The sequence below is a fragment of the Mesorhizobium sp. AA23 genome, from assembly GCF_001672435.1.
Classification (GTDB): Bacteria; Pseudomonadota; Alphaproteobacteria; order Rhizobiales; family Rhizobiaceae; genus Mesorhizobium.
Genome location: NZ_LYTP01000030.1, coordinates 267,239 through 288,920, shown reverse-complemented (window position 1 = coordinate 288,920; position 21,682 = coordinate 267,239). Strand labels below are relative to the sequence as shown.

11 protein-coding genes are annotated in these 21,682 nt (G+C 64.0%); 3 read left to right on the top strand and 8 right to left on the bottom strand.

Going from position 1 to position 21,682, the window contains the following annotated elements; genetic code table 11:
• Window positions 1-173: 173 nt before the first annotated feature.
• Window positions 174-950, top strand: coding sequence for a VOC family protein (locus A9K66_RS25230; protein ID WP_067328946.1), 777 nt, complete (start codon window positions 174-176; stop codon window positions 948-950).
• 124 nt (window positions 951-1,074) lie between these two features.
• Here A9K66_RS25230 and A9K66_RS25225 read toward each other — a convergent pair whose 3' ends face one another.
• On the bottom strand, window positions 1,075-1,563 hold the full coding sequence (locus A9K66_RS25225) for a hypothetical protein (protein ID WP_067328944.1): 489 nt from the start codon (window positions 1,561-1,563) through the stop codon (window positions 1,075-1,077).
• A 199-nt stretch (window positions 1,564-1,762) separates the two neighbouring features.
• On the opposite strand from A9K66_RS25225, the gene A9K66_RS25220 reads away from it, so the two are divergent.
• A complete protein-coding gene (locus A9K66_RS25220) occupies window positions 1,763-2,155 on the top strand; it encodes a DoxX family protein (protein WP_067328942.1) in 393 nt (130 codons plus the stop codon).
• Window positions 2,156-2,182: 27 nt separating this feature from the next.
• Here the strand turns inward: A9K66_RS25220 and A9K66_RS25215 are convergent, their stop codons facing one another.
• Together A9K66_RS25215 and A9K66_RS25210 are read right to left on the bottom strand one after the other, a co-directional pair.
• Window positions 2,183-4,609, bottom strand: a complete 2,427-nt coding sequence (locus A9K66_RS25215; protein WP_067328940.1) for an FAD-dependent oxidoreductase — start codon at window positions 4,607-4,609, stop codon at window positions 2,183-2,185.
• Window positions 4,610-4,859: 250 nt separating this feature from the next.
• Window positions 4,860-6,398 (bottom strand): trimethylamine methyltransferase family protein, encoded by a 1,539-nt coding sequence (locus A9K66_RS25210; protein ID WP_067328938.1) that lies wholly within the window; start codon window positions 6,396-6,398, stop codon window positions 4,860-4,862.
• A 210-nt stretch (window positions 6,399-6,608) separates the two neighbouring features.
• Here A9K66_RS25210 and A9K66_RS25205 point away from each other — a divergent pair, with 210 nt between their 5' ends.
• Window positions 6,609-7,199 carry a transglycosylase SLT domain-containing protein gene (locus A9K66_RS25205; RefSeq protein ID WP_067328936.1) on the top strand — a complete coding sequence of 197 codons (591 nt, stop codon included), beginning with the start codon at window positions 6,609-6,611 and terminating at the stop codon, window positions 7,197-7,199.
• A 20-nt stretch (window positions 7,200-7,219) separates the two neighbouring features.
• Here the strand turns inward: A9K66_RS25205 and A9K66_RS25200 are convergent, their stop codons facing one another.
• The 5 genes from A9K66_RS25200 to A9K66_RS25180 all read right to left on the bottom strand — a co-directional run bounded on the left by A9K66_RS25200 (window position 7,220) and on the right by A9K66_RS25180 (window position 21,682).
• Window positions 7,220-9,430 carry an ABC transporter ATP-binding protein gene (locus tag A9K66_RS25200; protein ID WP_067328934.1) on the bottom strand — a complete coding sequence of 737 codons (2,211 nt, stop codon included), beginning with the start codon at window positions 9,428-9,430 and terminating at the stop codon, window positions 7,220-7,222.
• 50 nt (window positions 9,431-9,480) lie between these two features.
• Window positions 9,481-10,638, bottom strand: a complete 1,158-nt coding sequence (locus A9K66_RS25195) for an ABC transporter permease (protein WP_066990564.1) — start codon at window positions 10,636-10,638, stop codon at window positions 9,481-9,483.
• A 12-nt stretch (window positions 10,639-10,650) separates the two neighbouring features.
• Window positions 10,651-11,685, bottom strand: a complete 1,035-nt coding sequence (locus A9K66_RS25190; RefSeq protein ID WP_067328931.1) for an ABC transporter permease — start codon at window positions 11,683-11,685, stop codon at window positions 10,651-10,653.
• 149 nt (window positions 11,686-11,834) lie between these two features.
• Entirely contained in the window at window positions 11,835-13,493 is a 1,659-nt protein-coding gene (locus A9K66_RS25185; RefSeq protein ID WP_067328929.1) for an ABC transporter substrate-binding protein, read from the bottom strand.
• 269 nt (window positions 13,494-13,762) lie between these two features.
• Window positions 13,763-21,682, bottom strand: coding sequence for a translocation/assembly module TamB domain-containing protein (locus A9K66_RS25180; RefSeq protein WP_082954085.1), 7,920 nt, complete (start codon window positions 21,680-21,682; stop codon window positions 13,763-13,765).

Below are 21,682 nucleotides of genomic sequence, written 5' to 3'. Positions count from 1 at the left end.
GCTCCGATTTTGATGCGTGTCGGCCGCCCAAAACCGCTGCGCATTTTTGAGTGACATGCATGAGCGCCTTGCCGTTCTCGATTTCTGGTCCAGATGTCGGATTTCTGTCGCCGAGATCGTCCTACGATGGATCGGAACCGCGATCGCTGCCTGAACCGGTGAGGAGACCGACCATGCCGAATGCCGCAAAACCCTTCTTCTGGTACGAACTGATGACCACCGACCTCGACGCCGCCGAGGCTTTCTATACTGCTGTCGTCGGCTGGCGGGCCGAGCCCTTCGACAAGGCGTCGGGCATGCCGCGCTATATCGTGGTGAATTCCAGCCTGCGCGGCGTCGGCGGATTGATGACGATGCCGGAGGATGCCGCCAAGATGGGCATGCCGCCGGCCTGGCTCGGTTACATCTACACCAAGGACGTCGATGCCTCGACGAAGGCGCTCAAGGACGCTGGCGGTGCCGTTCATCGCGCGCCGGATGATATTCCCGGCGTCGGTCGCTTCGCCGTCGTCGCCGACCCGCAGGGCGCGACCTTCATGTTCCTGCAGCCCAACCAGCCCGAGCAGCCGCCGGTACCCGCTACCACGCCCGGTCATGTCGGCTGGCACGAGCTCTACACCTCGGACTGGAAAGCCGCTTTCGACTTCTATTCCAGCCAGTTCGGCTGGAAGAGCGCCGGTCAGTTCGACATGGGCGAGATGGGCATCTACCAGACCTTCGGCGCCGGCCCCGAATCCGGCGGCGGCATGATGAACAAGCCGCCGCAGATCCCGATCCCAGTCTGGCAGTTCTATTTCAACGTCGACGCGATCGACGCCGCCGCCAAGCGTGTCACCGACAATGGCGGCAAGGTATTGATGGGGCCGATGGAGGTGCCGAGCGCGCAGTGGATCGTCCAATGCCAGGACCCGCAGGGCGCGCATTTCGCGCTGCTGGCGCCTGGGCGGTAGAAACTGCCGCCCCCTTGTGGGGCAGATATCCGGTCCATCCTCCGCAGCCGCGGCGCAGCTGCTGCGGAGGTCGGGCCGGGCAGAGGGGAGCGCTGGCCCGGCGCCGGCGTCGCCCTCTTGGGCGTCACTCCGGCGTCAGCACCGCCACTTTGAGATCGGCCTTCTTGGCGCCGCTGAGCTGCACGGTGGCCGGACCGGCCGACAGCTTGAAGCGCACGCTCTTGCGAATGCCTGGGCAGGTCTTCGCGCGGCTGAAGCCCGCCGACTTCACGGCGCGGCCGTCTTGGACGACATCGATCCAGACCTCATCGGACAGGCTGAACTGGAGCTCACCTTCAGCCGGTACGGTCACGCTTGCCATCGCGCCGAACGTGCCGGCTGCCGGTGCACGTCCAGGCGGAACTTCAAACCCGATCGTGTCGACCGCTGCAAGTGAGAAATCCGCCGCTTGCCCGACTGTCAGGGCCGCGCCGGACTGGGCGGCGGACGCTGACGGAAACAGGGCCTGCTCGCGTGTCACCGGCCATTTGAAGGCATCACAACCAGCATCGGCAGCTATGGCGAAGCTCGTGCCTGCAAGGAATGCGAAGAGGCTGATGGCGAATTTTTTCATGGCGATGGATTCCCGGATGATTTGGTGTATCCGCGCATCAATACAACTTATGAGAGACAATTGCAACCACGGCGAGAATAAGCCGGAAGAGGTGAACTCATGCCCACTCACCGATTGTTGATGGCAGGGCATGGGAAGTGAATGGTCCGCTTCCGGGCGATAATTTATGGCGGGTCCGGAAGGGCAAGATGGAGTTTAGATGAAGCTTTTTGAAGGTCTCTCCCGCTATCAGCCGCAGGCGCTGGGCGTGCTTCGCATCATGACGGCGTTGCAGTTCACCGAGCACGGCACCCAGAAGCTGTTCAATTTCCCCGCCGGCGCCCATGCCGGGGCGCTGACGGGGCTCGCGCTGACGTCCGCAATCCTTGAATTCGCCGGCGGCATCCTGCTGGCGCTGGGGCTGTTGACCCGACCCGTGGCGTTCCTGCTCTGCGGCGAAATGGCCATCGCCTATTTCATGGCGCATTTCCCGCGCGACTTCTTCCCCGTTAACAATGGCGGCGACGCTGCGATCTCGTTCTGCTTCATTTTCCTCTATCTGGTCTTTGCCGGTCCCGGCGCTTTCGCGCTCGACAACCGCCGCAGCGCCTGATGCCCTGTGCGGACGCGCGCCTGTTTTTCAGGCGCGCATCCGCTCGAAATTGGCATCGAACAGCGGCGTTGCCTGAATGCGCGCGGCGTGGCGCTTGCCGAGGATCTCGATCTCGAAGCCGTCGGGCCTGTCGGCGATCTCCTTCGGCACGTAGCCCATGGCGATGGACTTTTTTGCATTGTGCGCATAGCCGCCGGACGTCACCCAGCCGCGCACGACGCCGTCGTGCCAGATCGCCTCGTCGCCGATGACGTCGGCATCAGTGGCCTCGACGATGAAGGCGCGCAGCCGGAGCTTGCCGCCCTGCTTGCGCTCGGCAATGGCGGCTTCCTTGCCGATGAACCCGGCCTCCTTGCCGTAGGCGACGAAACGGTCGAGCCCGGCCTCGAGCGGTCCGTAGATCGGCCGGTATTCGCGCGCCCATGAACCGTAATTCTTTTCGAGCCTGAGCGCATTGAGCGCGCGCGACCCGAACAGGCCGATGCCGAATTCCTCGCCGGCCCTGATCAGCGCCTGGTAGGCGGCGCGCTGATATTCCGGCGCCACCCAGATCTCATAGCCGAGATCGCCGGTGTAGCTGACGCGGCCGACAAGACAGGGCGCCATGCCGATATCCATCCTGGCGACGGCCATGAATGGGAACGCCGCGCTGGAGACGTCGGCGCGGGTGACTTTGGCCAGCACCGCCCTCGCCTTCGGCCCGGCGATGGCTAGGCCGGTGAGCTTCTGCCCCAGCAATTTTATCTCCACCGAGCCGTCCTTCGGAAGATGCGCTTCGAACCAGCGCATATGGTACTGCTCGGCGACGCCGGAGCCGGCGATGAACCAGTCGCTGTCGTCGATGTTGGCGAGCGTGAAATCGCCGATCAGCTTGCCGTCTTCCTTCAGCATCGGCGCCAGCGTCATGCGGCCGGGTTTCGGCAACCTGCAGGCAAGCAGACGGTCGAGCCAGGCTGCCGCCCCCTCGCCCGTCACCTTGTACTTGGCGAAGCTCGAGATCTCCGAGAGGCCGACGCCGTTGCGAACGGCGGCCACTTCGCTGCCGACATGGTCGAAATCGGTCGACCGCCGCCAGGAGAACTCGTCCTTGACCCCTTCGGGCGCATACCAGAGCGGCACTTCCAGCCCAAAGGCGACGCCCCATTGCGCGCCCTTGGCCGACAATGTGTCGTAAAGGGGCGTTGTCTTCAGCGGACGCCCGGCCGGCAGTTCCTCGTTCGGGAAGCGGATCGAGAAGCGGCGCGAGTAATTCTCGCGCACCTTGGCATTGGTATAGGCCATCGTCGCCCAGTCGCCGTAGCGCGCCACGTCCATCGCCCAGATATCGGCGCCGGGATCACCCTCGATCATCCAGTTTGAGAGCGCCAGGCCAACACCGCCGCCTTGAGAAAAACCCGCCATGACGCCGCAGGCGACCCAGAAGCCCGGCAGGCCGCGCACCGGACCGACCAGCGGATTGCCATCCGGCGCAAAGGTGAAGGGGCCATTGATGATCTGCTTGATCCCGGTTTTCTGAAAGGCCGGGAAGTGACGGAAGCCGATTTCGAGCGAGGGCGCGATACGGTCGATGTCCGGCTCCAAGAGCTCATGGCCGAAATTCCAGGGTGTGGAGAATTCGGACCAGACCTTGTTGGCTTTCTCGTAGGTGCCCATCAGCATGCCGCCGCGCTCCTGGCGCAGATAGAGCTCGCCGTCGAAGTCGACCGCATGGATGATTTCCGTGCCGGTCTTCTTGTTCCAGTCGGCGACCTCCGGCATGTCCTCGGTGATCAGGTACATGTGCTCCATGGCGAGCACCGGCAGTTCGAGCCCGACCATGCGGCCGACCTCGCGCGCCCAAAGACCGCCGGCGTTGACGACATGCTCGGTGATCACATCGCCCTTGTTGGTGATGACGCGCCAAAGCCCGTCGGGCCGGCGCACGATGTCCTCGACCTTGGTGAAGCGCTCCACTTCCGCGCCCAGCTTCCGCGCCGCCTTGGCGTAAGCGTGGGTGGCGCCGGAGGGATCGAGATGGCCGTCCTCCTTGTTGCGCACGGCGCCGACGAATTGCTTCGGATCGATGAGCGGCATCAACTCGGCCGCTTCCTTCGCCGAGATCACCTCGAGGTCGATGCCGAGATAGCGGCCCTTGGAGACGACCCCGCGCAGCCAGTCGAGCCGCGCCTCGGTTGCTGCCAAGAGCACGCCGCCGGTCAGATGCACGCCTGTAGCCTGGCCGGAAAGCTCCTCGATCTCCTTGTAAAGCGAGATCGTGTATTTCTGCAGCTTAGCGACGTTGGGATCGCCGCTGATGGTGTGCATGCCGCCGGCCGCATGCCAGGTCGAGCCCGAGGTCAGCTCATCGCGCTCCAGAAGCACCACGTCCGTCCAGCCGTGGCGGGCAAGATGGAACAGCACGGAACATCCTACGACACCGCCGCCGATGACCACGACCTTTGCATGCGACTTCATGGGTTCTTCTCGTTATCTCAGTGAGTTGGGAAGACAAATTGAATCGGAAAGGCAGCGCCAGGCACCCCCCTCTGGCCTGCCGGCCATCTCCCCCTCAAGGGAGAAGATTGGCAGTTCATGCGTCTCGCTAAATTCCCCGCGCTGAAGATTGGCGAAGGCCGAGGTGACATCCAATCTCCCCCCTTGAGGGCGCCCTTGAGGGGGAGATGTCCAGCAGGACAGAGGGGGGTGCCTCGCGCCGACGGAAAAGTCACGGCTCGCCGTGCCCGATCGCTTCCTTGCGGCGCGCCATATAGGCTTCAAGTGCCTCGCGCACGGCTGGGTCCATTGTCGGCTGAACGTACTCTCCCAGCGCCTTCTTCCAGAGCCGGGTCGCGCGCGCCGTCGTGTCAAGCGCGCCGGCCTCCTGCCAGGCCTCGTAGTTCTGCCAGTTGGAAAGCATCGGCTGATAGAAGGCGGTGGCATAGCGTTCAAGCGTATGCGGCTCGCCGAAGAAGTGGCCGCCGGTGGGCACGGCGCCCAATGCGTCGACCGCCAATTCGCCTTCGTCGACCACGATCGGCCGCAGGAATTCCATCATATGTTGCATCATCTCGACATCGATGATGAGTTTTTCGAATGAGGCCGTCAGTCCGCCCTCCTGCCAGCCGGCGGCATGATAGACGAGATTGCCGTGGCCAAGCACGGCACCCCACAGCGCCATCAGCGTCTCATAGGCGCCTTGCGCATCGGCGGCATTGGACGCCGAGCCCGGCGTCGTGCGGTACGGCAGATTGTAGCGCCGCGCCAATTGCCCGGAAGCGATGTTGGCCTTGGTGTTCTCCGGCGTGCCGAAGGCCGGCGCGCCGGACTTCATGTCGACATTGGAAGTGAAGGCGCCATACGTCACCGGCGCGCCGGGCCGCACCAATTGGGTCAGCACGATGCCGAACAGTGCCTCGGCATTTTGCTGCGCCAGCGCGCCGGCAAGCGTCACCGGGCTCATCGCGCCCATCAGCGTGAACGGCGTCACCGCCACCGACTGGCCGAACTCGGCCATGGTCATCAGCCCTTCGGCCATCATCTCGTCGAAGCGGCGCGGCGAGTTGACGGAAATGATGGTGGTGACGCCGGGATCCCGGCCGATCTGGTCGAGAGTCAAGCCACGCGCGATCGCCATCATCTCGATGCCGTCCAGCGCCCTGCCCCGGCCGATCGCCGAGACATGGAAGCATTTGTCGGTCAGCGTCAGATTGGCAAAGTAGGTGTCGAGGTGCCGCGAATTCGCCGGCAGCTCGATCGGCGCGCAGACCTGGTTCCCCAGCATATGGATGCAGTTGAAATGCTGCGCCAGCCGGACGAGATCGCAATAGTCGGCGAGATTGCCGGCGCGGCGGCCGCGCTCCATGTCGTGCACATTGGGCGGCCCGGCCACCAGCGTGAAGTTGATCGTGTTGCCGCCGAGATAAACGGCGTGAGCCGGGTTGCGTGGCGTAAGTGTGTAGCCGGCCTGTGTCGTCTTCAGCGCTTCGTCGACCATGCCCCGATCGAGGCGCACATTCATCGAGCTGTGATCGACCTTGGCGCCGGCGCGTTCGAACAGCGCGAGCGCTCGCGGGCTCATCACCTCGATGCCGAAACTTTCGAGAATATGCATCGAGGCCTGGTGAATGGACTCGATCTGGTCGGCCGAAAGCACCGCCATGGGCGGGTAAGGGTTGACCACACGCCGTGGCGGCAGCTGCGGAATGGGGGCGGGCCCGCGGTTGCTGGTCCGTTCGGCGCCGCGTTTTCGTCTTGGTTCGGTCATGCGTCTATCAGAGCGCCGACGTCAGGCGCGAGCTGTCAGGAATTCGCCATTTGCCGGCGTGATTTTAGCCAAGGCGGCATTTTTTCGTTCTGATGAAGACAAATGCGACGAACGACGTCGAAATATCGATAGAGTCAAATCGAGGCGCCTCGGCCGGCGTTAAGGAAGCTCGAAAGATTCCTTTTATGATTTCGCCCTATTCGTCTTCCGATGCCTAGCTCGAGTTTTAGTAAAATTGTCGTTGTCTCTGTGCTGCTGGCGCTTTCGGCCTGCGCGACGGCGCCCAGCCACATCAACAATGTCTGCGCCGTCTTCGACCAGAATGACGGTTGGTTCGACAACTGGCAGTCCGCCGCCGAGCGCACCGAACAAAAATACGGCGTTCCCGTTCCGGTGCTGATGGCGACGGTGCGCAAGGAATCCGGCTTCAAGAGCAACGCCCGGCCACCGCGCGCCAAGCTGCTCGGCTTCATTCCCTGGAAACATGTCTCCACCGCCGCGGGCTATTCGCAGGCGCTGGACGGCACCTGGTCGCAATATCAGATGGAGACCGGCAACTGGGCGGCGCGCCGCAGCCGTTTCGCCGACGCCATCGACTTCGTCGGCTGGTATCATTCCAAGACTGTCGACAGCTTCGGCGTCGCCCGCAACGACACCTACAGTCTCTATCTCGCCTACTATCTCGGCTGGTCGGCCTACGGACGCGGCAATCGCGGCGATGCCGGCGTGCAGAACTACGCGCGCGCCACGGACCAAATGGCCCGCGACTACGCCGCCCAGTTGCGGCAATGTGGGAACTGAGGCCGGGACCCGGCGAAGTTTTAATTCGACTTCGGCCTCTTGCCCCTCGGGCGCTTGGGCGGGGTGCCGGCAAAGCCCGGCCCGGTGCCGTGCGGCGCGTCGTCCGGCACGCCTTCATGTGCCGCATGCTCCTTGTCGAACTTGATGACCGGCTCCATCTTCGCCAAGACATCGTCCGACAGCCAGCACAGGCTCATATGGCCGTTGCCGAGATTCTTCACCGGCGGCACCGTCGTCTCGCACAGATTGTCCGGCACCAGCTTCTTATAGCCGCAGCGCGTCTGGAAGGGGCAGCCGGTCGGCGGATTCATCGCCGATGGGATATCGCCTTCGAGCACGATGTGCTTCTTGACCACGCTGGTGTCGGCGATCGGGATCGCCGAGAGCAGCGCCTCGGTGTAGGGATGGTAGGGCGGCGAGAATATCTGGTCCGTCGTGCCCTGCTCGACGATATAGCCGAGATACATGACGACGACACGGTCGGCGATGTAGCGCACCACGGACAGGTCGTGGCTGATGAACAGCATCGTCGTCTTGTTCTTGCGCTGGATGTCCATCAAGAGCTCGGTCACCGCCGCCTGCACCGAGACGTCGAGCGCCGAGACCGGCTCGTCGGCCACCACCACCTTGGCGTCGCCAGCGAAGGCGCGGGCCACGCCGATGCGCTGCTTCTGGCCGCCTGAGAGCTGGCGCGGCTTGCGGGTCTCGAAGGCCCGCGGCAGCTTCACCAGGTCGAGCAGCTCCAGCATGCGCTTGCGCCGCTCGGCGACGGTCTTGCCGACATTGAACTTCTCCAGCGTGCGGATGATCTGCGAGCCGACCGTATGGCTGGGGTTTAGCGTGTCGAACGGGTTCTGGAACACCATCTGGATCGACGATACCGTTTCGACATTGCGGCTCTCGATGCCGGTCGACTGGATCTCCTTGTTGCCCAGCGTCACGGTGCCCGAGCTTGCGGTCTCAAGCCCCAAAAGCACCTTGGCGAGCGTCGATTTCCCGCAGCCGGACTCGCCGACGATTGCGACCGTTTCGGACTCGCGCGCGGTGAACGAAATCGTCTCGTTGGCCTTGACGACGCGGCCTTCGCTCGAGCCGAACACCTCGCTGCCGCCGACCTTGTAGTACTTCTTGAGATTGTCGATCTTGAGCACCGGCGCGCCGGGCTCGACCTTTTCGTTGACCTTCTTGGCGCCGGGCGGCAGCGCTTCCCAGTCGATCTCGTTGAAGCGCACGCAGCGCGAAAAATGGCCCTCATGCCCCTCGACGGCAACCATCGGAATTTCGGCGGCATTGCAGACGCCCTCGACGAAATGGTGACAGCGGGGTCCGAAATTGCATCCCTTCGGCCGCTCATGCGGCAGCGGCAATTGGCCGGGAATGGAGATCAGCGGCCGCGAATTCTTGTCGGCGCCGGGCAGCGGAATCGAGCGGAACAGCCCTTGCGTATAGGGGTGGCGCATCCGGTCGAACACGTCCTCGATCTTGCCGGTCTCGACGGCCTCGCCGGAATACATCACCGTGATCTTGTCGCAGGTCTCGAGAATGAGGCCGAGATTGTGCGACACGAAGATCATCGAGGTGCCGAACTTCTGGCCCAGTCCCTTGACCAGTTCGACGATGCCGGCCTCGACGGTGACGTCGAGCGCCGTCGTCGGCTCGTCGAGGAGCAGCAGCGCCGGTTTCGACAGCAGCGCCATGGCGATGACGATGCGCTGCTGCTGGCCGCCCGAAAGCTGGTGGGGATAGGAGCGCATCATGCGCTCCGGATCGGGCAGCTTGACCGCGCGCACCATCTCCAGTGCACGGTTATGGGCCTCTTCCTTCGAGACCTTGTCGTGGATCAGCGGCACTTCCATCAATTGCTGGCCGACCTTCATCGCCGGATTGAGGCTCGCCATCGGCTCCTGATAGATCATGGCGATCTTGTTGCCGCGGATGGCCCGAAGCTCCTCGTCGGACATCTCGCCCATGTCCCTGCCCTGGAACTTGATGCGGCCGCCGACGATCTTTCCGATGTTTGAGAGGTCGCGCATGATGCCGAGCGATACGGTCGACTTGCCGCAGCCGGATTCGCCGACGATGCCCATCGCCTCGCCGGGCATGACCGTGCAGGAAAAGTCCATCACCGCCGGGATCTCGCCCTTGCGGGTAAAGAAGGAGATCGAGAGGTTCTCGATCTCGATGATCGGCCCATTGGTCGTCTTGGCTGGATCTCGAACTGCCTCGTTCATGGGTCGCTCCAATCCTTGCTTCCTGGAAGATGGGGCCCGAAGCCCCGCCATCAATCCTTCATCGACTGTTCGCGCAGCGAATCCGCCAAAAGGTTCAGGCCCAGCACGAACGACATTAGCGCGATCGTCGGCGGCAGCGCCGGGTGGATGAAGGAGCGCAAGAGCCGGCTGGCATCCTTGATCGCGGTGCCCCAATCGGGACTCTCGGGCGCCAGCCCCAGGCCGAAATAACCGAGCGTGCCGAGCAGGATCGTCGTATAGCCGATGCGCAGGCAGGCATCGACGATCAGCGGTCCGCGTGCATTGGGCAGGATTTCCCATAGCATGATGTACCAGGGCGATTCACCGCGTGTCTGCGCCGCCGCCACGTAGTCGCGCGTCTTGATATCCATGGTCAGCCCGCGCACGATGCGGAACACGCCGGGGCTGGAAGCGAACACCACCGCCACGAAAATGTTGAGTTGGTTGGGATCGATGTGGACGATCCTCAGCGGATCCTTGTCGAAGACGAGGCCCGTATAGATCCAGCCCCCGATGACGAGCGTCAGGCCGAGCAGGATATAGAGCCGGTCCGGCCGGTTCTTGTAGCGGGTCCAGAACAGCACGCAGAAGAAGATGATCGGGAACAGGAAGAACAGCCCCGCCAGGGCGTACGGGATAGGCGTATCCATGATGCCTGGCGTCACCAGCAGGTAGAACAAAAGGATTACCGGGAAGGCCAGCACCAGATTGGCGAGGAACGACAGCACCGTGTCGATCTTGCCGCCGTAGTAACCGGCCGGCAGGCCGAGCGTGATGCCGACCATCAGCGCAAAACCGGTCGCCGCCGGCGCGATGATCAGCACGATCTGGCTGCCATAGACCATGCGCGAGAACACGTCGCGGGCGAGCTTGTCGCCGCCGAAATAGTAGACGAGCTTCGATGTCGGCTCGATCGCGCCGGGCAGCGTATCCTTCATGATCGACACCTGCGCCAGCGGATCGAAAGGCGAGATGGTCGAGGCGAAGATCGCCGTGAACAGCCAGAACAGGCAGATGCCGACGCCGGCAATGCCGACGCCGCTGTCAAAGAGCTGGCCGTATAGCCCGAGCTTTTTCTTGTAGGTAAAGCTAACGCCCATCACCAGGACAAGCGCGACCCATACCGGCCAGAAGCGCCAAAGCACGCCGAGCACGACATCGAAGGCACCGATATATTCGATCTGCATCCGCCGTGCCCCCTATTGAACTCTGATGCGCGGATTGAGAAACGCGTAGCCGACATCGGAGATGAGTTGGGTGATCAGCACGATGAATACCGAGACCAGCGAGCAGCCGAGCAGAAGGTCGATGTCGTTGTTGCCGGCGGCCTCGACCAGCGTGTAGCCGAAACCCTGGTAGCGGAACATCACCTCGACGATGACGACGCCGGTGAGCAGCCACGGGAACTGCAGCATGATGACGGTGAAAGGCGCGATCAGCGCGTTGCGTAGCGCGTGCTTGATCACCACACTGCCGAAGGAGAGGCCCTTGAGGCGGGCCGTGCGGATATACTGCTGCGTCATCACCTCGACCATCGAGGCCCGTGTCATGCGCGCGATATAGCCGGTGCCGTAGATCGCCAGAGTGATCACTGGCAGGGTGAAATTGTAGAAGGTGATGCCCTGGCTGGCGGATGCCGCCGAGCCGTTCAGCCAGCCCAACCACGAGGCGAAGATGACGGTGAAGATGACGCCCGACACATATTCGGGCGTCGCCGTCGAGGCGATCGAGGCCACCGACAGGGTCCGGTCCGTTCGCGAGCCTTCGCGCATGCCGGCAAGGATGCCGATGAGCAAAGAGATCGGCACCATCACCGCCAGCACCCAGAACATCAATATGCCGGTGGCGCCGAGTGCCGGAAACAGCTTGGCCGCGACCGTCGTCTTGAACTTGGTCGAACAGCCGAAATCGCCCTGCAGCACGCCGGAGAATTTCGGCTCGACCGGGTCGTTGCAGAAGGAGAAGCGCTGCGTCACCTTGCCGGTGGCCGGATCGGTGATCGGCTGCTTGGGCAGGACGCCCAGCCATTGGCCGTAGCGCGCAAAGAAGTTCTGCCGGTAGCCGTGATTGACCAGCCAGCTTTCGAGCTGTTCGGCCGACGTGTGCATCTCGGTCTGGCTGATCGCCAGCTTCTTCAAGTTGGGCTCGAGATTGACGAGAAAGAAGACGACCAGCGTCAGGCATAGCATCGTGAGCAGAATCGTGCCGATGCGTCTGGCAATGAATGAGAACATGCGCGCTCCCCTGCCGGCCGGGTTGGGGTCAGATAGGTTCAACCCTGTGTCGGATACCTTGTGAGGCTCCGCCACCGTTGCACAATACGCAACGGCGACGAAGCTGCAAATAAGAGGGGCTGACGCCCCTCATATTTGTCGCAAAAGGATCACGCCTGTTCGAGCCAGACCTTGCCGAAGTCGTGCTCATAGGTCGGGTGCATCGAGTGGTTCTTCACCTCGGGCTTGATGTTGATGTAGAGCTTGCGCCAGTAGGGCTGGATGATGATTCCGGAATCCTGCAGGGTCTGCTCGATGTCCTTCATCACAACCTTGCGCTTCTCCGCATCGGCGATGCCGAGCGCCTCGTTGACCTTCTTGTCGAAGTCGGGATTGGCGTAGGCCGTCTCGTTCCACGCTTCGCCGGAGCGATAGGCGATGGAGATGACCTGGATGCCCAGCGGGCGCATGTTCCAGTTGGTTTGCGAGAACGGATACTTCGTCCAGTCGTTCCAGAAGGTCGAGCTCGGCAGCACGGTGCGCTTCACCTTGATGCCCGCTTCGCGCAGCTGGGCCGCGATCGCGTCCGTGGTGTTCTTGTGATAGTCTTCGTCGTTGCTGATCAGTTCGTGCTCGAAATCGATCACGCCGGCTTCCGTCAGCATCTGCTTGGCCTTGGCGATGTCGCGCTTGACCTCGGGCAGCTTGACATATTCCGGATGGATCGGCGCGACATGGTGGTTTTCAGCCGGGGTGCCGGCATTGCCGTAGCCGAGCTGCAGCACCGTGGCGTTGTCGACCGCAAGCAACATCGCCTGACGAACCTTCTGGTTGTCATAGGGCTTGTGGGTGATGTTGAAGCGCGACACCACGGTGGCCGCCGTGACGACCTCCGAAACCGGCGCGCCGACATCAGCGATGATCTTGATGTAGTCGGCGGTCGTTTCGTGGTTGGTCTGGACTTCGCCAGATTCGAAAGCCGAAACCGTCGCCGCCGGATCGGTGCCGTAATCGATGAACTCGACACCATCGAGGAAAGCTTCGCCCTGCCACCACTTGCCGGTCTCGCGGCGCTTGTAGACCACCTTCTGGCCGACATCGTAGGAGACAAGCTCGAACGGGCCGGTGCCGATCGGGCAATTCTTGAAGTTGGCGCCCTTCTCATCGAAGGTCTTATGCACGACCAGTGCCGGATAATCGCACATGTTCGGGATGATGGCGATGTCGGGCTTGCTCAGCTTGAGCTTGACCGTCATGTCGTCGACCTTGACCACGGAGCCTTCGCGCAGCTTCTTGGTGCCGTCGTCGACCAGGCTGCCGAGGCGGCCAGGCATCGAGTTGCCTTCCGCTGCCTTGTCGGCCCAGCGGGTGAAATTGTAGATCACGTCGTCGGCGGCGAACTTGTCGCCGTTATTCCATTCGACGCCTGGCCGCACATGCAGCGTGTATTCGGTGGCGTCGTCGTTGATATCCCAGCTTGCCAGCAGGTAAGGCGCGAAGGTGTACTCCTTCGTGTACTTCACCAGCGGCTCGAGCGCCTGGCGCTCGGCGTTCGCAATTTCCGACCAGTCGGCGGTGCGTGGATCCTTGGGATCCTTGATCGACATGGCGACCTTCAGCACGCCGCCCTTCTTGCCCTGCACGTCCTCGGCCTTGGCCGGCGTCGGCGCGGCGAGACCGAGCATGCCGTAAGCCATTGCCGTCGATGCACCGAAAACGCTGGCCAAAGCCAGGAATTCACGGCGGTCCACCGTGCCCGACTTGGCCGCTTCGGCCATCGCCACGATGTGGTCCGGAACGCGATCACCGTTACTTTTGTAGATTGCCATGACTGACTCCCATTGTTTGGCTTTCTGCCTTTTAACATTCCGCATCCAGACCGTGATGTCAAAAGCCGGTTTGGAATTGGAACATGGTGGGGAATGTGCAACTTTGGAATGGGGCCGGTTGGCGTGATAGCGACAGCCTTGACGCAAATTTGTTAGTCCACAGCACATTTCCAAAAATTAACAGGGCAATCAAATCAAGACATTGCCGGCGGACAGGCCTCGTGCGCGCGCCAAAAGTCCTCTTCAGCCCGCCGGGGCGGGCAACACCGTCAATATTCGCGTTCGTAAAAGACGCCGCCCTTGGCTTCGCCCGCGTCGTTGGCCTCGCCGCGCAGCTTCACGCCCCTCCCGACATTGAGATCGATCGTCGCCTTGCCGGAGCCCGGTTTGTCGCCCTTCTGGATTGTCACATAGGTACGGTCGTTGAGGTACTTGCCGGCCGAAACCGCGGTGCCCCCCTTCTCGTCGGTCGTCACGTCGAGATCGTCGATGCCGATCGCGCTGCGTAGATTGTCCAGCAGCGAGGTCGTGCCGCCGGCCCCTGCCAATTGCGCGGCCGCGTCGGCAAGCTGGGCGATCTGCAGCGGCGAGAGATTGGACATCGAGCGGCCGAAGATCAGTTGCGCCAGCACCTCGTCCTCAGGCAGCGCCGGTGCGGAGGAGAAGTTGAACTTTGGGTTGGTCGCTTCGCCCGAAACGACGATGGTGACGGTGGCGCTGCCGGTCGTCGTGGTCGCGGTCAGGTTGAGGTAAGGCACAAGCGAACCCTGGAACCCGACTGTGCCCTCGGTGAAGGTCAGCCGCTTGGCAAGGATCGTCAGCCGGCCGCGTTGCAAGGTGAAGGTTCCGACGGCCTGCGGCGAGGATGCCGGGCCGGTCAGCTTCAGCGAGCCGCCTAGCTCGGCATCGACGCCCCTGCCCTGGATGAAGATCTGATTCGGCGCGTTGACCGTCACGTCGAGGACAAGGCCGCTGCCGCTGCTGCCGCCGCTGCTGGATGTCGGCGGGTTCAGTGCCCTGTCCTGCGCGCGCACCGCGCGCGGCGGGTTCTTATGCTTCACATCCAACTCCGAGAGCGAACCGGGCAGCTTCTCCGGCACGGTGATGACCGTCCTCGCCAGATTGATGGTGCCGGCGAGCACCGGCGCCGACACGAGCGACCCCTTGATGGTCAGGTCGCCGCCGAGATTGGCGGTCACCACCCTGCCGTCGGTGTAGCGGGCGTCGGTGAGTTTTATCGACAGGTCGGCCGGAAAACCTTGCGCCGGCGTGATGCCGACGGTGCCGCTCGCCGAAAGGCTGCCGCGCGTCGACAACGTGCCCGTAAGGCGATTGATCCTGGCGACGCCGCCGCCGATCGAGACGTCGGCCCCGATGTCGTTGACCGCCAGCCCGGAGCGCGCGTCGATGAGACGGGCGCCCGACGTCGAGACTTTGCCGCTGATCACCGGCGCGGATACAGGACCGCGCACCTGCACGTCGACATTGGCGGTTCCGTTGAGCGCCAGGCCTTGCACGGCGAGTTTCGAGGCAAGGAAGGAAAACGGCACCTTGCCTTTGAAATCGAGCGCCAGGGTCGGCCCGCCTGCCGTCGTCACCGTGCCGCCGCCCTTGAGACCAAGGCCCGCGCCGTCGCTGATGTTGGCGTCGAAGGCAAGCTTGCTGCCGGCAAAGGTTCCCGACGAGGATACGTTCATGCCGCCGAGGCCTGCGCCCCGCGTCTGCGAAGTCTGCACGCCCGAGGCATCGACATTGAAGGCGACCGTCGGAGTGGCCGGCGCGCCGGAGACCTTGACCGTGCCCGAGATCGAGCCTGCCGCATCGAGGCCAGGCGAGAAACTGTTTGCGAGCGAGACCGGCACCCTGGCCAGATTGGCGTTGATGTCGAGCGTCTGCGTGACCTTGCCCGTCACCGTCGCCGTACCGCCGCCGAGATTGAGCACCAGCCGGTCGAGCGTCGTCGCGCCGTTGGCGATGGTCACGGTCGAGGCCTGCGCGATCGCCGCCTTGATGCCTTGCACCGTCGCTTGGCCCGACGCGAGTTCGACGGTCGTCGTGCCGTTCGCCACTTTCACCCGGCCGGCCGCTTTCGCCGGAATGTTCTTCACGGTGGCGCCGCCGGAAAAGCCGGTCCAGTCCCCGTCGCGCTTCAGGTCGACATCGATCCTGGTAACGGCAGTGCCGCCGGAGGTCACGCTGTCGGCGCGGATCTTGCCGGAGATGACAGGTGCTGCAAGGTAATTGGCGATCTGGGCGTCGATGGCGACTTTTTTGGCCGAGAGGTCGCCGCGCCGGATCGCCGCCGTCGTTGCCTTGACGGCGACGTTCGGTGCGTTGCCGGCCTTCGAGAAGGCGATCGTGCCGCGGACGTCGCCTTCCGCCTTTTCCAGCGCAAGCGCCGCCAGCGGCCCGATGTCAGGAAGATCGAGCGACACGGTGCCCACCGGCACGAAAGCTTCATCAAGCGCGAGGTCGCCGGAGATCTTGTTCGGGCCGAGCGACAGCAGAAGCCCGTTGATCGCGCTCTTGCCATTGGCGGTGGCAAGCACCGCATTGCCCTGCAGCGGCTGTCCGGCGACATTGCCGGTCAGTTGCACATCGGCCGCCGGATTGGCGGCATCCGCCTTGCCTGTCGCGGTGAGCTTCAGTCCGGTGATCTCGCGCGCCGCCACGGACAGCCTGTCGCTGTTCACCGTCAGCGAGAGGTCGGGCGCCATGATCGGACCTTGCGCATTCAGGCCAAAAGCGATGGCGCCCTTGGCGTCTTTCGACAGCAGCGAAACGTCGCTCAACGCCCCCCTGATGTCGGCGGCAAGCTTGTTGTCGGCAAGGCTCGCCTGCCCGTCGGCGCTCAGCGCGCCCGAGTTGAGCTTCAAGCCGGAGACATTGACGTTGCCGTTGGCGTCGCGTTTTAGCGCGGCGCTCAATTGCGCGCTCTCGCCCAACATGCCGCGCACCGCCGCCGGCAAGGCGGAAGAAGCGACATTGGCGTTCACGTTGAGGTCGACGGCGCCGTCGCGCAGCGACATGCGGCCGGCGACCTGGCTGTTGAGCGCATCGCTCTTGAGCGAGCCGCTGTTGACGGCAACGGCGTCGCTCGTCAAACGGCCGTTGACCTCGGCCGTAACCTTGCCGGCAACCAACGGCGCGATCATCGGATTGTCCAAGCCGATCCTGTCAATCGACACCGTCCCGGAGACCGGGCCTGCCCGCCCCTTGAGATCGAACGCATCCGAATGCAGCGCAACGGCAAGGCCGTCCACATTCACCTGGCTGGCGGCAACCGAAGGCAGGATGGCGGAAGCCTCGAGGCGGGCTTGCGTGCTTTGGCCGGCTATCTTTGCCGACAATGACTGGACCTCGATCTTGACCGGGCTTTTGGCGCTGCCGATCGTCAACGGCAGGCTGGGTCCGGATGACGTCAGATCGAGCGAAAAATCGCTGACGCCGTTCGGATTCAAGGTGCCGGCGGCGTTGCCGGAAATCTTGTCGCCCGCAAGCGTTGCATGGTCCAGGGCCAGGCCGCTCGCCAGACCATAGCTGCCGGCGGCATCCAGATTGAGCGGCCCAAGTCCCGCCTGGCGGGTCTGGCTGGTCTCGGCGCCGGCAAGCTTGGCGTCGAACTCGATATCGGGATTGGCCGACGGACCCGTGAGGTGTGCCGTGCCTTCCAGCGTTCCGGCGGCGTCCAGGCCCGGCACGAAATCATTGGCGAGCGCCGCAGGCAGGCCGGCGAAATTGGTCGTCAGGTCGAGGAGCTGGCCGGCGCTGCCGGAAATGGTCGCCGAGCCGCCGCCGAGATTGAGCGCAAGCTTCTCGACGCTGGCGACGCCGTTGGCGATTGCAAGGCGCGACGGCTCGGCGATCGCCGCCTTGATGCCGCGCAGGGTCGCTTCGCCGGACGCGATCTCGACGCTGGTCTTGCCGTCGGCGATCTTCACGCGCCCGGTCGCGGTGGCCGGAATGCCGGATGCCGTCGCGCCGCCGGAAAAATTGGTCCAGTCGCCGTCGCGCCTCAGGTCGATGCCGATACCGCTGACCACTGTCTTGCCGGAAGTGACGCTGTCGGCCTTGATCGTGCCCGATATTGCCGGTCCCTTGAGATAATTGGCGATCAGCGCATTGACGGTGATCGCTTTCGCCGCCACTTCGCCGCGCGCGATCGATGTGCTGGCCGCATTGATGGTAAGGTTCGGAGCCGCGCCATCCTTGGCGAAGGCGATCGTGCCGTTGATATCGCCGGTTGCCGTCTGGCCGCCTAGCGCCGCCAGCGGGCCGACATCGGGAACGGCCAGCGTCAGCGTGCCCACCGGCACGAACGCTTCGTCGAGCGCGAGGTCGCCCGAAACCTTGTTGTCGCCGAGTGCAAGGCTGAGGCCCTTGATCGCGCTCTTGCCATTGGCGGTGGCAAGCACCGCATTGCCCTGCAGCGGCTGTCCGGCGACATTGCCGGTCAGTTGCACATCGGCCGCCGGATTGGCGGCATCCGCCTTGCCTGTCGCGGTGAGCTTCAGTCCGGTGATCTCGCGCGCCGCCACGGACAGCCTGTCGCTGTTCACCGTCAGCGAGAGGTCGGGCGCCATAATCGGACCTTGCGCATTCAGGCCAAAAGCGATGGCGCCCTTGGCGTCTTTCGACAGCAGCGAAACGTCGCTCAACGCCCCCCTGATGTCGGCGGCAAGCTTGTTGTCGGCAAGGCTCGCCTGCCCGTCGGCGCTCAGCGCGCCCGAGTTGAGCTTCAAGCCGGAGACATTGACGTTGCCGTTGGCGTCGCGTTTCAGCGCGGCGCTCAATTGCGCGCTCTCGCCCAACATGCCGCGCACCGCCGCCGGCAAGGCGGAAGAAGCGACATTGGCGTTCACATTGAGGTCGACGGCGCCGTCGCGCAGCGACATGCGGCCGGCGACCTGGCTATTGAGCGCATCGCTCTTGAGCGAGCCGCTGTTGACGGCAACGGCGTCGCTCGTCAAACGGCCATTGACCTCGGCCGTGACCTTGCCGGCAACCAACGGCGCGATCATCGGATTGTCCAGGCCGATTCTGTCGATCGACACCGTCCCGGAGACCGGGCCTGCCCGCCCCTTGAGATCGAACGCATCCGAATGCAGCGCAACGGCAAGGCCGTCCACATTCACCTGGCTGGCGGCAACCGAAGGCAGGATGGCGGAAGCCTCGAGGCGGGCCTGCGTGCTTTGGCCGGCTATCTTTGCCGACAATGACTGGACCTCGATCTTGACCGGGCTTTCGGCGCTGCCGATCGTCAACGGCAGGCTGGGTCCGGATGACGTCAGATCGAGCGAAAAATCGCTGACGCCGTTCGGATTCAAGGTGCCGGCGGCGTTGCCGGAAATCTTGTCGCCCGAAAGCGTTGCATGGTCCAGGGCCAGGCCGCTCGCCAGACCGTAGCTGCCGGCGGCATCCAGATTGAGCGGCCCAAGTCCGGCCTGGCGGGTCTGGCTGGTCTCGGCGCCGGCAAGCTTGGCGTCGAACTCGATATCGGGATTGGCCGACGGGCCCGTAACATGTGCCGTGCCTTCCAGCGTTCCGGCAGCATCGAGGCCCGGCACGAAATCATTGGCGAGCGCCGCAGGCAGGCCGGCGAAATTGGCCGTCAGGTCGAGGATCTGGCCGGCGCTGCCGGAAATGGTCGCCGAGCCGCCGCCGAGATTGAGCGCAAGCTTCTCGACGCTGGCGACGCCGTTGGCGATTGCGAGGCGCGACGGCTCGGCGATCGCCGCCTTGATGCCGCGCAGGGTCGCTTCGCCGGACGCGATCTCGACGCTGGTCTTGCCGTCGGCGATCTTCACGCGCCCGGTCGCGGTGGCCGGAATTCCGGATGCCGTCGCGCCGCCGGAAAAATTGGTCCAGTCGCCGTCGCGCTTCAGGTCGATGCCGATACCGCTGACCACCGTCTTGCCGGAAGTGACGCTGTCGGCCTTGATCGTGCCCGATATTGCCGGTCCCTTGAGATAGTTGGCGATCAGCGCATTGACGGTGATCGCCTTCGCCGCCACTTCGCCGCGCGCGATCGATGTGCTGGCCGCATTGATGGTGAGGTTCGGAGCCGCGCCATCCTTGGCGAAGGCGATCGTGCCGTTGATATCGCCGGTCGCCGTCTGGCCGCCTAGCGCCGCCAGCGGGCCGACATCGGGAACGGCCAGCGTTAGCGTGCCAACTGGCAGGAATTGATCGTCGAGCGCGAGGTCGCCCGAAACCTTGTTGTCGCCCAGTGCAAGGCTGAGGCCCTTGATCGCGCGCTTGCCGGCGGCGGTCACCAACGACGCCTCGATGTCGAGCGGCTGTTCCTCGACGCTGCCCGTCAGCGAGATATCGGCCGAGGGGTTGGCGATGTCGGCTTTGCCCTTCGCCGAGAGCTTGATGTCCTTCACCGTGCGGCCGGCCGCCGTCAGGCTGGCGCTGTCGGCCGACACCGAGAAATCCGGCGCCCAGCGCGGACCGCTGGCGGTCAGCGCGAAATTGACCCCGCCGGCAAGCGGCGTGCCCGCCAGCGACGACAGCGCCGATACATCGCCCAGCGTTCCCTTGACGTTTGCCTTGATATCCGAGCCTTGCGCGCTGGCGGTGCCGCTGGCGCTGAGCGAGCCGGAGGTGAGTTCCAGCTCGTTGGCCGCGAAAGCGCCTTCCGGATCGCGGGTCGCGGTAGCCGAGAATTTCACCCGTTCGCCAAGCAGCGAGCTGATCTGCGGCGGCAGCGCCTTCGATACGGCGTCGGCGTTCATCTTCAGCGTCATCGACAGGTCGGCGAGCGAGACGCCGGCGGTCAGCGCGGCATTGAGCGCATCGCTGCGCAACGTGCCCTGGTCGACGGTGACGGTGTCGCGGCTGATCGAACCGGCGAGATCAGCGGCTAGCTTGCCCGTCACCAGCGGCGCCAGGGTCGCCACGTCGGTCTTCAGGCCGGCGGCCGCGAGCTTGACATTGACCGGCCCGGTGCGGGTCGCGACGTCGAAGCCGTCGGAATGGACCTGTCCCGTCACATTGTTGAGCTGCGTGCCGCCGACGGCGATCGAGGCCAAGGAGGTGCCGATGTCGACTATCGGCGCCTTGCCGTCGCCAAAGGCGCGTGCGGTCGCCTTCTCGACCGCGACCAGGATCGGCACCGCGCTGGTGCCGACGTCGATGGTGACGGGCTTGTCCTTGGCGGAGAGCTCGACGGCAAGATCGCTGGCGCCCTTCGGGTCGACATTGCCGGTGGCCGTGCCGTGCACGGCGCCGCTCTCTACAATTGCGCGCTCGATATCGATCCCGCCTGTCGTGGTCGCCGTCCCGGCCACGTCGAAATTCGTCTTGCCGGCAAACAGCGACTTGAACTTCTCCGGCAGGAAGCGCTCGAATTCGCCGTCGCCTTTGGCCTCGACATAGTGGCCCCTGTCGCTCAACTGATGGCGGCCGGTGAGCTGGGCGACGATCTGACGGTCGACAACGAACGTGCCGATGCCGTTCCAATTGGCGAGCGGCCCCGTGCCGGAGACGACGATATCAACGGGGGGCGCATCGGGGAGCTTGAGCAAATTGGCGATGATGCCGCCGGCCGGCTCCGACGCCTTGAGATCGAGGTCGAGCTTGTTGTCGGCCGGCGCGAAACGGACCTTGGCGTCGACATTGCCCTGCTTGCCGTCGCGGCGGGCGACTTTGAGCACCGTGTCGATCGCCAGCGGCGATGGATCGGCCTTGAGCGAACCCTTGGCGGCAAGTTCGGCAATGCCGCTGCCGGCGAGCTCTTGCCCGAGCGCGATCTCCGGCAGCTCGATCTCTTTGACGTCGATCGAGACCGGCAGACTGTTCGATGCGCCTTGCGACGGCTGTTGGCCGGCTCGTGGCAGCCGCGCCAACTCGATGCGCTCGGCTTCGATGCGATCGGCGCTGAAGTTGCGCGACAAAAGCGCCGTCGGCGACCAGTCGAGCGCCACCTTGCGCGCCACCAGCCAGGGCCCCGTGCGATCCTCCAGCACGACATGATCGAGCCTGAGCTGACCGGACCAGATGCCTTCGATACCGCTGACGGTGATCTTGCGGTCCTCGGTCGAGGCCAGCTTCGAGATCAGACCGGCGAGATTCTGACGACCGCCTTCGGTGCCGGTCAGCACGGCGAGGGCGCCGATCGCCACCACCAGCAGCAGGAGCAGCGCGTAAAGGCAGATACGAAGGATGCGCCAGAATATCCTCAT

What these genes read in the sequence shown, in the direction of transcription:
- A9K66_RS25220 (WP_067328942.1), top strand. Translation starts at nt 1,763, where the DNA reads ATGAAGCTTTTTGAAGGTCTCTCCCGCTATCAGCCGCAGGCGCTGGGC.
- A9K66_RS25230 (WP_067328946.1), top strand. Translation starts at nt 174, where the DNA reads ATGCCGAATGCCGCAAAACCCTTCTTCTGGTACGAACTGATGACCACC.
- A9K66_RS25190 (WP_067328931.1), bottom strand. Translation starts at nt 11,685, where the DNA reads ATGTTCTCATTCATTGCCAGACGCATCGGCACGATTCTGCTCACGATG.
- A9K66_RS25200 (WP_067328934.1), bottom strand. Translation starts at nt 9,430, where the DNA reads ATGAACGAGGCAGTTCGAGATCCAGCCAAGACGACCAATGGGCCGATC.
- A9K66_RS25225 (WP_067328944.1), bottom strand. Translation starts at nt 1,563, where the DNA reads ATGAAAAAATTCGCCATCAGCCTCTTCGCATTCCTTGCAGGCACGAGC.
- A9K66_RS25195 (WP_066990564.1), bottom strand. Translation starts at nt 10,638, where the DNA reads ATGCAGATCGAATATATCGGTGCCTTCGATGTCGTGCTCGGCGTGCTT.
- A9K66_RS25205 (WP_067328936.1), top strand. Translation starts at nt 6,609, where the DNA reads ATGCCTAGCTCGAGTTTTAGTAAAATTGTCGTTGTCTCTGTGCTGCTG.
- A9K66_RS25180 (WP_082954085.1), bottom strand. Translation starts at nt 21,682, where the DNA reads ATGAGGATATTCTGGCGCATCCTTCGTATCTGCCTTTACGCGCTGCTC.
- A9K66_RS25185 (WP_067328929.1), bottom strand. Translation starts at nt 13,493, where the DNA reads ATGGCAATCTACAAAAGTAACGGTGATCGCGTTCCGGACCACATCGTG.
- A9K66_RS25210 (WP_067328938.1), bottom strand. Translation starts at nt 6,398, where the DNA reads ATGACCGAACCAAGACGAAAACGCGGCGCCGAACGGACCAGCAACCGC.
- A9K66_RS25215 (WP_067328940.1), bottom strand. Translation starts at nt 4,609, where the DNA reads ATGAAGTCGCATGCAAAGGTCGTGGTCATCGGCGGCGGTGTCGTAGGA.